General features: G+C 46.2%; 11 protein-coding genes. 4 read left to right on the top strand and 7 right to left on the bottom strand.

Annotation, left to right across the window (positions count from 1 at the left end):
• Positions 1 to 204: 204 nt before the first annotated feature.
• From L5M40_RS01510 to L5M40_RS01500, 3 genes are read left to right on the top strand one after another with little or no spacing between them, the layout of a single operon-like run.
• A complete protein-coding gene (locus L5M40_RS01510; protein ID WP_105252564.1) occupies positions 205 to 1332 on the top strand; it encodes a M14-type cytosolic carboxypeptidase in 1128 nt (375 codons plus the stop codon).
• Between the two features lie 12 nt (positions 1333 to 1344).
• Positions 1345 to 1662 carry a hypothetical protein gene (locus L5M40_RS01505; RefSeq protein ID WP_028759858.1) on the top strand — a complete coding sequence of 106 codons (318 nt, stop codon included), beginning with the start codon at positions 1345 to 1347 and terminating at the stop codon, positions 1660 to 1662.
• Complete coding sequence (locus tag L5M40_RS01500) at positions 1659 to 1940, top strand: YeaC family protein (RefSeq protein ID WP_113940384.1); 282 nt, start codon at positions 1659 to 1661, stop codon at positions 1938 to 1940. The genes L5M40_RS01505 and L5M40_RS01500 overlap by 4 nt, the downstream gene beginning before the upstream one ends.
• 304 nt (positions 1941 to 2244) lie before the next feature.
• Here L5M40_RS01500 and ansA read toward each other — a convergent pair whose 3' ends face one another.
• Entirely contained in the window at positions 2245 to 3258 is a 1014-nt protein-coding gene (ansA, locus tag L5M40_RS01495) for an asparaginase (protein WP_006086774.1), read from the bottom strand.
• A 137-nt stretch (positions 3259 to 3395) separates the two neighbouring features.
• On the bottom strand, positions 3396 to 5243 hold the full coding sequence (gene sppA, locus L5M40_RS01490; protein WP_263176185.1) for a signal peptide peptidase SppA: 1848 nt from the start codon (positions 5241 to 5243) through the stop codon (positions 3396 to 3398).
• A 165-nt stretch (positions 5244 to 5408) separates the two neighbouring features.
• Here sppA and L5M40_RS01485 point away from each other — a divergent pair, with 165 nt between their 5' ends.
• Positions 5409 to 7427 (top strand): NADPH-dependent 2,4-dienoyl-CoA reductase, encoded by a 2019-nt coding sequence (locus L5M40_RS01485; RefSeq protein WP_105252560.1) that lies wholly within the window; start codon positions 5409 to 5411, stop codon positions 7425 to 7427.
• Positions 7428 to 7743: 316 nt separating this feature from the next.
• Here L5M40_RS01485 and yfaE read toward each other — a convergent pair whose 3' ends face one another.
• The 5 genes from yfaE to ubiG form a co-directional block, all read right to left on the bottom strand.
• Positions 7744 to 8169: a class I ribonucleotide reductase maintenance protein YfaE gene (gene yfaE / locus L5M40_RS01480; RefSeq protein ID WP_113940499.1), complete on the bottom strand. Its 426-nt coding sequence runs from the start codon at positions 8167 to 8169 to the stop codon at positions 7744 to 7746.
• 38 nt (positions 8170 to 8207) lie between these two features.
• On the bottom strand, positions 8208 to 9338 hold the full coding sequence (nrdB, locus tag L5M40_RS01475) for a class Ia ribonucleoside-diphosphate reductase subunit beta (RefSeq protein ID WP_028759863.1): 1131 nt from the start codon (positions 9336 to 9338) through the stop codon (positions 8208 to 8210).
• 74 nt (positions 9339 to 9412) lie between these two features.
• The gene (gene nrdA, locus L5M40_RS01470; RefSeq protein WP_219250838.1) at positions 9413 to 11701 is read right to left on the bottom strand and encodes a class 1a ribonucleoside-diphosphate reductase subunit alpha; all 2289 of its coding nucleotides are present in this window, start codon (positions 11699 to 11701) and stop codon (positions 9413 to 9415) included.
• Positions 11702 to 12204: 503 nt separating this feature from the next.
• The gene (locus L5M40_RS01465; RefSeq protein ID WP_263176178.1) at positions 12205 to 12876 is read right to left on the bottom strand and encodes an HAD family hydrolase; all 672 of its coding nucleotides are present in this window, start codon (positions 12874 to 12876) and stop codon (positions 12205 to 12207) included.
• A gap of 1 nt (position 12877) precedes the next feature.
• Positions 12878 to 13588, bottom strand: coding sequence for a bifunctional 2-polyprenyl-6-hydroxyphenol methylase/3-demethylubiquinol 3-O-methyltransferase UbiG (gene ubiG, locus L5M40_RS01460; protein ID WP_173496881.1), 711 nt, complete (start codon positions 13586 to 13588; stop codon positions 12878 to 12880).
• Positions 13589 to 13779 lie beyond the last annotated feature (191 nt).

The following is a 13779-nucleotide window of genomic DNA, read 5'->3' as shown; positions in this document are numbered from 1 at the left end:
AAAGGCTCTTTTTTTGTGGATTTTAGGCGTGTTAACTGGTTAATTAAAGGCCGATTGCAAGTGTCTTGACTGAATTTAATGGCTTTCGTTTTCCCCTTGGGATGTTTTGGTTTATTCTATCGGCCATATAATAAAATGTGCCGTGTGCTATCTGTCGCACGCCATTAAATTGCCCTTAGTTTTAACAACCTATTAGGAATCATTATGCGGATCAGTGCCAACTTTGATGGCGGAAATATCCAAGTCGTCAATCTTGATAATAAAGACGATATTCAACTTGCTATCCGCCCTGATGCGGGTGGTGAGTTTTATCAATGGTTCAATTTTCGATTTGAAGGTGAAGTGGGTAACCATTACACCTTGAATATTATCAATGCGGGAACCGCTTCTTATACCAAGGGATGGGAAGATTATCAGGCGGTGGCCAGTTATGATCGCCAGCATTGGTTCCGTATTCCGACTCAATATCAAGACGGTAAACTGAGCATTAGCATAGAGTTAGATTGCGATGCCATTCAAATCGCTTACTTTGCACCCTACAGCTATGAGCGTCATTTAGATTTACTCAGCGGCGCCCAGTTACACCCAGATGTCAATTTAGAGCATTTAGGCCTGACCTTAGATGGCCGCGATATTACTCTGATGAAAGTGGGGAATGGCGATCCTTCTAAACGCAATATTTGGATCACCGCCAGACAACATCCGGGTGAAACGATGGCTGAATGGTTAGTTGAAGGCCTAGTGAATCGTTTACTCGATAATGACTGTCCCACGGCAAAGGCGCTGCTTGATAAGGCTAATTTCTATATAGTCCCCAACATGAATCCCGATGGCAGTGTCAGAGGCCACCTGCGCACCAACGCGATTGGGATTAATCTTAACCGCGAGTGGCAAACACCGAGTTTAGAAAAAAGCCCTGAGGTATATCACGTCGTCAACAAGATGCAGCAAACGGGTGTTGACCTGTTTTATGATGTGCATGGTGATGAAGGCTTACCTTATGTGTTTCTAGCGGGTTGTGAAGGCGTCCCCGCTTACAATGATAAACTCGCGCAGCTGCAAGCGGACTTTAGTCAAGCATTGACCTTAGCCAGTGCCGATTTTCAAACTCAGTATGGGTATGATAAAGATGAGCCCGGCCAAGCGAATTTGACCGTAGCGTCTAATTGGGTTGCCCAGACCTTCAAGTGTTTATCAAATACCCTTGAGATGCCGTTTAAAGACAATAACAATCTGGCCGATCCTTTTGTGGGTTGGTCACCAGAACGCAGTATTTATTTAGGTGAAGCATCGCTGATTGCCATGCTCGCCGTTGTTGATAAGTTACGTTAGGGCGAGGCTGATATGGCATTAATTGAATGTCCGGTGTGTCGTAAACGTATGTCGAGCAAAGCGCCTTCATGCCCCCATTGCCAAGCAAAAACCGATGGCGACAATGAGTCCTTATCGCGCATTAGCCATATTCAAAAGTCCAGCAGCTTAATGAATCAGAGTTTCGTTGCTATGACCTTGTTCATTGCTGGTGTGGTGATTTGGTTTTGGGGTGGGGAACCCGCCGAAGGTATGCGTGCGAATATCGCCGGAATATGCTTTGTGTTTGGTTTTGTAGGTTATCTCATTACACGAGTCAGAATCGTGTTACATAAGCGGAAAAGTGTATGACGGATATCAATCAAGTGATCGACCAAATGCCCGTTGAAGTCTATGAAAGGCTTCGCAGTGCTGCAGAGCTGGGTAAGTGGGAGGATGGTACTGTGTTGAGTGAGACTCAGCGTGAATCGACTCTGCAGGTGGTGATGTTGTATCAAGCGCGTAAGCTTGAGCAAACAGAGCATTTCACTATTGCATCTGACGGTAAAATTAATGAGCTGTCTAAGGCCGAGCTGAAAAAGCAATTCCGCGGTGAGCCGATTGCTGGCTTTAAAGCGCAGGATTTATAATTTCTGACTGGCCGCGCAGATCGGCTTGCAAGGTGTGCTTTATTAGGAATTAGGTGTAAGTCTGAGGTTGGCAAGGGGAGCTAGCATTTTATCTTTTGTTAGTGATATCAATGCTAACATTGATTTGATATCAAATAACTTCAATGCAACTCTTGGTCCGCAAAAGTCTTAAAATAAACGCTCATTTAGTGCTGTTAAGTCTGAACTAAAATCTAGTCTGAGTTTAAATCAAAAAAGCCCATCAAATATGGGCTTTTTTGTTGCTAGCGTTTGAGGGCAACAAACAGATTAGAAGACTATATCTTTAATCTATGCTCAGTTCACCGACTAGATTTTGTAACATGGCCGCTTTTATCTCAGCTGGCTGCAAATTTTTAGATAGCAAATAATGCAGTTTTGCTAAGGCCGCTTCTATGGTCATATCGGCGCCACTGATCACGCCTGCTTTGGCTAATGCATTGCCTGTGGCGTAGCCACCCATATTCACCTTACCTTGGAAACATTGGGTTAGATTCACCAGCACTATGCCACGTTCATCTGCTTGCCTTAAGGTTTTGAGTAAGGCGGCATCCTGCGGCGCGTTACCCACACCAAATGTTAGCAGTATGAGGGCTTTAACTGGCTGTTGCAGAATGTTCTCAAAAATCTGTGTTGATATCCCAGGATACAAGGTCACCACACCGACAGGTTGTGGGCTGATATGAGCGACTTCTAATGGGGTATCGTTGGCGACCGTGATTTTGCCTGCGCGCAGATTGATTTTGATCCCCGCCTCAAGCAGTAGCGGGAAGTTGGGTGAGGCGAAAGCATCGAAGCCGTCGGCGTGGGCCTTAGTCGAGCGATTACCCCTAAAGAGTTTGTTATTGAAGAATAAACACACTTCAGCGACTGGATAATTCGCCGCAATGTAGAGTGAGTTCAATAAATTAGTTTGGCCGTCTGAGCGCAACTGGGCGAGAGGAATTTGCGAGCCCGTCACTATCACAGGTTTTGACAAGCCTTGCAGCATAAACGATAGTGCCGAAGCTGTGTATGCCATGGTATCTGTGCCGTGAAGGATCACAAAGCCATCGTATTTATCGTAATTAGCTTGTATGTCGTCGGCGATCATCTGCCAATCGGTTGGTGCCATATTGGAAGAGTCGATAAGCGGGCAGTATTCGTGGATGACGAATGTCGGCATTTCTTCATGGTAAAACTCAGGCATAGATTGTACACACTGAGTCAGGAATCCCGCGACGGGGACAAAGCCGTTATCGGTCTTTTGCATACCGATGGTGCCGCCAGTATAGGCAACATAAATGGAGCGTTTAGTCATTCTTGTCGTTTTCTTAGCTTCAAGTGGCCGAATTATACGATTTTACTGACATAAACCCAATAAAAAAGCCCGGAGATCCGGGCTTTGTCTTTGTCATCATCTTGAAGTTGCGAGCTGCAACCTAGACGCTGGCAGATTTAGTTCATCATATTGCAACTATCACAGTAGATGTAGACGTTATTTGGATCATCGAAAGAGGTGAGTGTTTTCAAACTGCTAGTCCACTGTTGTAGCATTTGTTCTAACATCGATGACTGACTTAGTGAGGCGGGCAGGTAGCTCGATACTGAGGCAAACATCTGCTGCATGAATTTTTGTTCGGGTGTCAGCTCTTGCTCGATGACGCGGGTGTCAAATAGCGTCATATCCGCGAGTTTAGCGGCTTTAGCTATGGCTTCATCTATATCACCCAGTTCATCGACTAAGCCAAGCTCAAGAGCTTTTTTACCGCTCCACACACGGCCCTGAGCAATCTTATCGACTTGTTCTATGGTCATCTTACGTTCTTTAGCGACCAGGGAGATAAAGTCCGAATAGCCGCGTTCAATATGACGTTGGATAATCGCTTCAATCTGGGGGGAAAGTGTGCGGGTAACAGATAATCCTGCCCATTCTGAGGTCGATACGCCATCGGTATGCACGCCTATACTGGCCAATGAATCTTCAAAGGTAGTGATCATACCAAAGATCCCAATCGAACCCGTGAGCGTCGTTGGCGTTGCGAAGATATAGTCGGCACTGGCTGAAATCCAGTAACCACCGGATGCAGCTAAACTGCCCATACTCACAACCACGGGTTTACCCGCTGCTTTAAGTGCCAGTAATTCTTGACGAATCTGCTCAGAGGCAAAGGCGCTACCGCCAGGGCTATCAACGCGTAATACTAAGGCTTTAATGTGTTTATCAAAACGTGCCTTACGTAGCAGTTCGGCGGTGCTTTCGCCGCCAATTTGGCCCGCAGGTTGAGTGCCGTTCAAAATTGTGCCACTTGCCACAATAATACCAACACTGTCTTGCTCTACAAAGCTGGGTAATGGTGTCACTAAGGTTAAGTAATCATAAAAACTGACTTGCTTGAAACTGTCACCACTGCTGGCTTTTCCTACGGTTTCTAGCATGGTTTTACGAAAATCTTCTGTGGTCGCTAGGTTATCAACCCATTTCATGTTAATTGCCATTGTGGCTGAATCGCCATTGGCTTTATCGAGCTCTGCCAAATAAGTGGTTGCGTCGGGCACCAGAGAATTCGGTTCGATATTGCGATTGCCAGCAACCGTTTGTGTGTAGCTTTGCCATACATCGGCTAATAGTGCACTACTGGCTTCCCGCGCAGCATCTGACATATTGTCACGTATGTAGGGTTCAACCGCAGATTTAAAGGTCCCCACGCGGAAAATATGCGCTTTGACTTTGAGTTTTTCTAAGGCCGATTTGAAATATTGGTTGTACATACTCAGGCCATCAAGCGAGACACCGCCTTGGGGATTGAGGTAAATGGTGTCGGCAAAACTGGCGAGGAAATATTGATTTTGCTCGTAGTAGTTGCCGATGGCGATGACTTTTTTACCGCTCTCTTTAAAGCGATTGAGTGCATTGCCGATAGATTGTAGTTTGCTGATCCCAGCACGTTTAAGATCGACCAGATCGAGCACTAGTACGCTAATACGTTGATCTTGTGCTGCATTGTCAATGACATAAAGCACATCAGCGAGTAGGATTTCACCATCGGCGTTGGCATTTTGGCCTTGTTTGAATACGGCTTCTAAGGGATCGACTTGTTGTTTCTGATCGACAATAGAGCCGGCTAAATTAAGCACCAGTGCCGAATTATCTTCAACTTGGATATCTTCGCTACTGCCAATGGCGATAATGATCGCGGCTAAGAGTCCAAAAAAGATTAGATTGAGGATGAGTTTACGCGTCCCGTTCAGGGTGTGCCAAATAAACAAACATATTCTCTTGAAAAACGATGGGTTAGCGGACATCTGCCACTCCTTTATAAGTCCAATCTGCCAATGCTAACTGAAAATGGCGCTACAGGCTAAACACAATTGTAAAGGATTTTGACTGATGGCCTCGATCCAACGGTTGAGCTTAGATTTGACACAAGGTATGCTGATTTAAATCACTTGTTTTAAAAGGATGTTTGAATGTCGTTTCCCCATTTATTAGAACCCTTAGATCTGGGATTTACCCAGCTCAAAAACCGTGTGCTTATGGGCTCAATGCATACAGGTTTGGAAGAAGAAAAGGGCGGATTTGAGAAACTGGCAGCGTTCTACAAAGAACGTGCTCTGGGCGGTGTAGGTTTGATTGTGACGGGTGGTATTTCCCCTAATCTTCGTGGTCGCCTTACGCCCCATGCCTGTCAGCTGAGTTTTCCTTGGCAAGTGGGTAAGCATCGCGTGGTAACGCAGGCGGTGCATGAGGCTGGCGGTAAGATCTGTATGCAAATTTTGCATGCGGGCCGCTACGGTTATCATCCTTTTTCCCAAGCACCGAGCAAGATTAAATCACCCATTACACCTTTTACGCCGTCTGCTATGTCTAGTCGCCAAGTGCGCTCGACCATTAAGGATTACGCTAGTTCCGCCGCCCTTGCCAAGAAAGCGGGTTACGATGGTGTTGAGGTGATGGGATCTGAAGGCTATTTGATCAATCAGTTTGTCAGTGCGCGCACCAACACCCGCACCGATGAATGGGGCGGTGTGTTTGAAAAGCGGGCGCAATTCCCAATTGAGATTGTTAACGCGATACGGGCAAAAGTCGGAAAAGACTTCATCATTATCTTCCGTTTATCTATGCTCGATCTAGTGGATAACGGTTCAACTTGGGATGAAGTGGTGCAGCTCGCCCAGTGGTTAGAGCAAGCTGGCGTGTCCATTCTAAATACGGGCATTGGCTGGCATGAAGCGCGAGTACCGACCATTGCGACAAGCGTGCCCCGTGGCGCCTTTGCGTGGGTAACTGAAAAGCTCAAACAATCTGTCTCTGTTCCCTTAATTGCGACTAACCGCATTAACACCCCTGAGATTGGTGAGCAGATTATCGCCTCTGGTCAAGCTGACATGGTGTCGATGGCGCGGCCTTTCCTTGCTGATCCTGAGTTTGTGAATAAGGCTGCGGCGAACACGCCGGAGCTTATCAACACCTGCATTGGCTGTAACCAAGCTTGTCTTGATCATACTTTTTCCCTCAAGCGCGCAACTTGCTTAGTGAATCCTCGCGCCTGTTATGAGACTGAAATCAACTTCTTACCCACTGCAAATAAAAAGCGTATTGCGGTGATGGGGGCAGGCCCTGCGGGCATGGCGTTTTCTGTTTATGCCGCCATGCGTGGCCATGACGTTGTCTTGTTTGAAGCGAAATCTGAGGTGGGTGGTCAGTTTAATCTCGCCCGTAAAATTCCTGGGAAAGAAGAGTTTAACGAGACTATTCGTTATTTCATTAACCAAATTAAGCTGCATAAGGTGGAGCTGAGATTAAATACTCGCCTCGATGCCAGTGTGCTGGCGACGGAAACGTTTGATGAAGTGGTAATCGCCTCAGGCGTTGTGCCGCGTGATTTAGTCTTACCCGGTTTTGACGACCCACGGGTGGTCGATTATCAAAAAGTGCTCTCGGGTGAAGTGACTGTTGGTAATACGGTGGCCTTGATTGGCGCTGGCGGTATAGGATTCGATATGGCGCACTTTTTGTGTGAGCGCCAGTCGAGCACCTTGGACCCCGATAAATGGCTGCAACAGTGGGGCATAGATAAAACTTACCAGCATGCGGGCGGCCTAACTGAACCTCATTCCGACAATACTGATCATCGTAAGGTGTTTTTACTGCAACGTAAAACGTCGAAGATGGGCAAAGGCTTAGGCAAAACCACCGGCTGGATCCACCGTCTTGTGCTTAAGCAACATGATGTGAAGATGAAAATGGGCGTGAGTTACGACAAGTTTGATGATGCTGGACTGCATATTCGCGTGGGTGAAACCGCTGAAGTGCTGGCCGTCGATAACGTCGTTTTGTGTGCTGGGCAAGAATCGAATCGCACGTTAGTAGATGAGATGAAAGCAACGGGCCTGCCTGTGCATCTGATTGGTGGCGTAGATGTTGCGGCAGAGCTTGATGCTAAGCGTGCAATCCGCCAAGGCGCTGAACTGGCAATGCGTTTATAGAAAGTCGATAAGCCTTACGTTTTAAGCGTTAAGTATTCAATTTTAGATCCTGAAAGCCTGAACCTGTGTTCAGGCTTTTTTGTTTTAGTTTGTTTTAGGTTTTTTTGTGTGAATGCATTGAAAATAGAGAGAAGGGAAAATAGTGGGTTTTAAAACGTTTGGTATCTAATGGCGCGGATTGAATAAGGCTGTATTGAAAGGGGCTGTTTGTCTAAAGCTACTCTTTGTTTAAAAGCTCATTTTTGTTTTAAAGCGATTTTGGGTTTTAACGCCACATCTTGTTTAAAGCAGCTTATTGAACAATTGAGTCTTGCCGTTATGAGTCTTCAAACACTGCCTGTTTCTGCGTGCGTGTGTCACTTGCCACATTTTGTGTTTGCTTTGACTTAGCCAAACTGGCTTTATTCTGATGAGATTGACACGCATAGGTGACCACAGCTGCACCTTCAGGTGACAAGTCCAGCTCTAAATCTTCGGTTGGCACACAGCAGCAGGGCAAACATTCATCATGTTTAAGTTCGGCTAAGGGTTCGTTTAAGTAGCTGACTTTTCCGCTGATGACGCGTGTTTTGCAGGCGCCGCAGAAACCGTTGCGACATTCTGAGAAGATTTTAACTTTTTTAGCTTCGAGCGCTTGCAGCAAAGTGCCTTGTTGCTCGGTAAAGAGCAACACAGGCTGACCTTGAAGGCGCACGATTGGCGCCTTTGCAAACAGGTTTTGTGGCCGTTTTTTTGATGTCACAGTTTTAATGCCATTTTGTAACGTCACTTTTAAGTGTCTTATAGATCGAAGTCGAGGAATTCATCGCCATCAACCGCGGAGTCGATTTGGCCGACAAGGTATGAAGAGACTTCAACTTCCTGTGGTGCAACTTGCACTGCATCGCTTTCTAACCAGTTTTTCATCCAAGGTAATGGATTGGTTATTTCTGGGTATGGTTGCGGTAGATTCACCGACTTCATGCGTTGATTAGTAATAAACTCAACGTATTGGCACAGGATCTGTTCATTCAAACCTATCATAGAGCCGTCTTTGAACAGGTATTTGGCCCATTCTTTTTCTTGCTCTGCGGCTTTGAAGAATAAATCGAAAGCTTCCTGTTGGCATTCTGCAGCAATTTCACCCATTTCTGGATCGTCTTTACCGCCTTGCATGATGCTTAAAATATGCTGAGTGCTGTTTAAGTGTAAGGCTTCATCACGGGCGATTAAGCGAATAATTTTCGCGTTACCTTCCATGAGCTTACGTTCAGCAAAGGCAAATGAGCAGGCGAAGCTAACATAGAAACGAATAGCTTCTAGGGCGTTGACTGACATCATGCACAGGTACAAGGCTTTTTTCAGGGTACGGGTATTGACTATGACTTCTTTGCCATCGATGACATGGGTTCCAGCACCGAGTAAATGGAATATCTGAGTCAATTGGATCAAGTGATCGTAATAAGCGGCGATATCGGTCGCACGGCTTAAGATTTCTTTGTTCACGACGATATCGTCGAAGATCACTGAAGGATCGTTAACGATATTGCGAATGATGTGGGTGTATGAGCGCGAGTGAATTGTCTCAGAGAAAGACCAAGTCTCAATCCAGGTTTCTAATTCAGGCAGTGACACCAGTGGCAAAAAGGCCACATTGGGCGAGCGGCCTTGAATCGAGTCGAGTAGGGTTTGGTATTTCAGATTCGAAATAAAGATGTGTTTTTCATGATCAGGCAATGCACCGTAGTCAATCTTATCGCGACTGACGTCTACTTCTTCCGGGCGCCAAAAGAAAGATAACTGCTTTTCTATCAGTTTTTCGAACACTTCATATTTTTGTTGATCGTAGCGCGCCACGTTGACCGATTGACCTAAAAACATAGGTTCACGGGTGGCATCGTTGGGTGTTTGACAGAAGGTAGAGTAGGCCATGGTGCTATTTTTCCAATGGATAGGGATCCACTAAATAGGGATCCCTATAAAACCGTTAACGTTAAAGTTAAAGACTAGATTTTACATGCGCCGCCGGCGCAACCGTCATCTTCTTTCTCTAAATTGGTGATGTCATCGTGTGAATCCGACGCACCATCGCGAGTGTTATGGTAGTAAAGCGTTTTAACACCTAACTTGTAAGCATTGAGCAAATCTTTCAGCAGGGTTTGCATGGGGACTTTACGGCCTTCAAAACGTGAAGGATCGTAGTTAGTGTTAGCCGAAATCGCTTGGTCAACGAACTTCTGCATAATACCCACTAGCTGTAAGTAACCGTCGTTGCTTGGCATTTTCCACAGCAATTCATAGCTATCTTTCAGTGTATCGAAATCTGGTACCACTTGTTTTAGCTGACCATCTTTGCTCGATTTCACGCTGATAAGACCACGTGGTGGCTCGATACCATTGGTCGCATTGGAAATTTGCGACGAGGTTTCTGATGGCATTAATGCCGATAGCGTTGAGTTACGCAGGCCATATTGCTTGATATCGCTACGCAGTGATTCCCAGTCTAAGTGCAATGGTTCGGCACAAATTTTATCCAAATCACGTTTGTAGGTATCAATTGGCAAAATACCTTGAGAGTAAGTGGTCTCGTGGAATAACGGACACGCACCTTGCTCTTTGGCTAAGTTCATTGAGGCTTTCAGTAAATAGTACTGAATCGCTTCGAAGGTTCTGTGGGTTAAAGCGTTCGCGCTACCATCAGAATACTTCATGCCGTTTTTCGCTAAATAGTTAGCGAAGTTGATCACGCCTATGCCTAAGGTACGGCGATTCATCGAGGCGATTTGCGCGGCTTTGATAGGGTAATCTTGATAATCCAATAGATTATCCAGTGCGCGTACGGCGAGGTCGGCTAATGGCTCAATATCAGATAACTCTTTGATAGAACCTAAGTTAAGTGCTGACAGCGTACAAAGCGCGATTTCACCTTCTGGATCATCGATGTTGTTTAATGGTTTAGTCGGCAGGGCGATTTCAAGACACAGGTTAGACTGTCTGATCGGCGCGACTTTTGAATCAAACGGGCTGTGAGTGTTGCAGTGATCCACGTTCTGAATGTAGATACGGCCCGTTGAAGCGCGCTCTTGCATCATCAGTGAAAACAGCTCAACGGCTTTTATGGTTTTCTTACGAATGCTGCTGTCTTGCTCATATTGCACATATAAACGCTCAAACTCATTTTGATCTTCAAAGAAAGCATCGTACAAGCCAGGCACGTCAGATGGGCTAAATAAACTGATGTTTTCGCCTTTGATCAGACGTTGATACATCACTTTGTTCAACTGCACACCGTAGTCTAAATGACGGATACGGTTGTCTTCGACGCCGCGGTTATTTTTCAATACCAGCAGAGATTCGACTTCTAAGTGCCAAATAGGGTAGAACAGGGTCGCAGCACCGCCACGCACGCCGCCTTGAGAGCACGACTTCACTGCGGTTTGGAAATACTTATAGAAAGGTAAGCAACCTGTGTGGAAGGCTTCACCACCACGGATTGGGCTACCTAAGGCGCGAATACGACCGGCGTTAATACCGATACCCGCACGTTGACTGACGTATTTCACGATAGACGAAGCGGTCGCGTTGATGGAATCTAAGCTGTCACCACATTCGATCAGTACGCAAGAGCTAAACTGACGCGTTGGGGTGCGCACACCGGCCATAATTGGCGTTGGCAGCGACAGTTTAAAAGTTGATACCGCGTCATAGAAATCTTTAACGTATTTCAGGCGCGTCTCTTTTGGATAACGGGCAAACAAGCAAGCCGCAACCAAAATGTAAAGGAACTGCGCGCTCTCATAGATTTCGTGGGTAACACGGTTTTGAACTAAATACTTGCCTTCAAGCTGTTTTACTGCAGCGTAGGAAAAGTCCATATCGCGCCAATGGTCGATATAGGTATCCATCACATCCAGCTCTTCGCGGGTGTAATCTCTTAAAATGTGTTGATCGTATTTACCCAGCTCAACCAATTTAGTCACGTGAGCATACAATGCGGGCGGCTCAAACTGACCGAAGGCCTTCTTACGCAAATGAAACACCGCTAAACGGGCAGCGAGGAACTGATAGTCCGGTGATTCTGGAGAAATTAAATCTGCCGCAGCCTTGATAATGGTTTCATGGATAGCTTCGGTTGGGATGCCATCGAAAAACTGTAGGTGCGAGCGAAGTTCAACTTCCGAAACAGAAACGTTTTTTAATCCCTTGGCTGCCCAAGTAATTACGCGGTGTATTTTTTCGAGATCGATATTCTCACGATCGCCACAGCGTTTTGTGACTGTCATAGTGCTATTCATTTGGAGATAGGCCTTGGTTCTTATATGTATTTAGGTGAGCAAAATCACCGTACGTATCCTTGTAAAACAATCAATAATCGTCCCTTAAATACAGCTGACTGGTTAAAAACGAGTCAATTAAGCGGCGAGCTTCTAGTGTGTCTGATTGTTACCTATACACAAGATATGGTGTTTTAAATTATATGGGATACAAGATAGTGAGGTTTGCCCCTATTTGCAAGTCTGAATTCAGGGGACATCTTGTGGATAACGTGAGGATAAAATTTTGCGTTAGTAACGACTAACCTTGAAGCTCAATTTCAGGTTAGCGTGTCACACTCATGGGGGATTTTTAGGCGATCTTTTTCTTTAGATCGCGATCGCTCACGAGTGCCGATCTTTTATGCGCCTGACTTTTTCCGTGGGTCATAAATAGTATGCTGACACACTGATGTCCGTCAGTGAAGTTACGTATTGGATGCCTTATTCGTGAGCATTGTAGGCGCTGTTTTTGGTTGATGTTGTTAAGTCAATGCTTCGATTAGTGCTTGATGTAGCTCAGTTGGGCTCGCAAAATGCGCGTGCGCAGGCCATTGCAACGGCTTGTCGTTCACGCCCAGATAACCCCATAGGGCCACGCCGCCTAACATGCCAGCAGCCTTGGCCGCGAGCAAATCTCGCTCGGCATCCCCAAGATACAAAATGTGTTCTGGAGCACAGTTCAGCTGTTGTGCGCCTAACAGCATAGGTGCAGTGTGGGGTTTTGGGTGTTTTGTAGAATCGCCACTAATGATAACGGGCATACGCAAGTGTAAATTCAGTTTTCGCAATAAGGGACGGGTAAAGCGCGCAGGCTTGTTGGTGATCACCCCAAACGGCAGCTGAGTTAACTCGAGCCAGTCGAGTAATGCCGCTATGCCTGTGAATAGCGCACAGTGATCGCCATTTATACGCTGATAGTGGGCGAGTAGCCCTTGCTGAACTTGAGACCGAAGATCTTCTGCTGCATCAGGGATCGCGGCATCGACTAAGGCAAAACTGCCGTGGGATGCGGCGTAGCGCATGGCCGCTAACGGCTGCGCGGCGATGCCGACATCTTGAAGACTTAAATTGAGGGCTTGCACCAGATCCGGCGCGGTATCCGCTAAGGTGCCGTCGAGATCGAACAGTACGCCTTTGATCTGTGCCAGACTCATATTAATCAACCTTACGCGTCGCTATCATGTAATTCACATCAACCTTAGGCGTGTACTTAAAAATGCCCGTCAATGGGTTGTAGCTTACCCCTAAGGCATCGGTACAGATAAGATCGGTATTATCTACTAGCTCAATCAGCTCCGAAGGCTTAATGAATTTTTTATGCTCGTGGGTGCCAACTGGCAGCATTTTTAGCAAATATTCCGCACCTAAAATGGTGTGCACGTAGGATTTAATGTTGCGGTTGATGGTGGAGAAAAACACATGACCACCGGGTTTGACCATGTCACAGCATGCTTTAATCACAGATTGTGGATCGGGTACATGTTCGAGCATTTCCATGCAGGTCACCACATCGTAATAGGCTTGATGATCTTGGCTGTGGGCCTCGGCAGTATTTTTTACATAATTAATGCTCACGCCCGTTTCGAGGGCATGTAGGCGGGCGACTTCTAAGGGCTCATCACCCATATCTAAGCCATCAACCTCGGCGCCGATGCGGGCCATGCTTTCAGACAATATGCCGCCACCACAGCCGACATCGAGCACTTTCTTGCCGAAAATACCGCCAGCGGTTTGATCGATATAGTTTAAGCGCAGCGGGTTTAATAGATGCAGCGGCTTAAATTCGCCGTTGAGATCCCACCAAGTTTCGGCCATACGTTCAAACTTTGCGATTTCCTGTGGGTCTACATTGTTATTCTGATGCATGCTATTACCTGAAGAAGCTGTATTGTGCGGCTATTATAACGACTATGTTTGATAAACAAAGTGCTCGACTGAGCTAAGCCCTTGTGGTTGAGTGAATTTTCAGCAGTTATCTGCTTTTATGTTAATTGTTGTGCTCCGTATCGACCTTTTACTTCATCCCGTTGACGATTTTTCCTCATCGTAAGCCGTGT

The organism is Shewanella sp. SM68 (assembly GCF_025653925.1).
GTDB lineage: Bacteria > Pseudomonadota > Gammaproteobacteria > Enterobacterales > Shewanellaceae > Shewanella > Shewanella oncorhynchi.
This window is presented reverse-complemented; position numbering and strand designations above follow the sequence as displayed.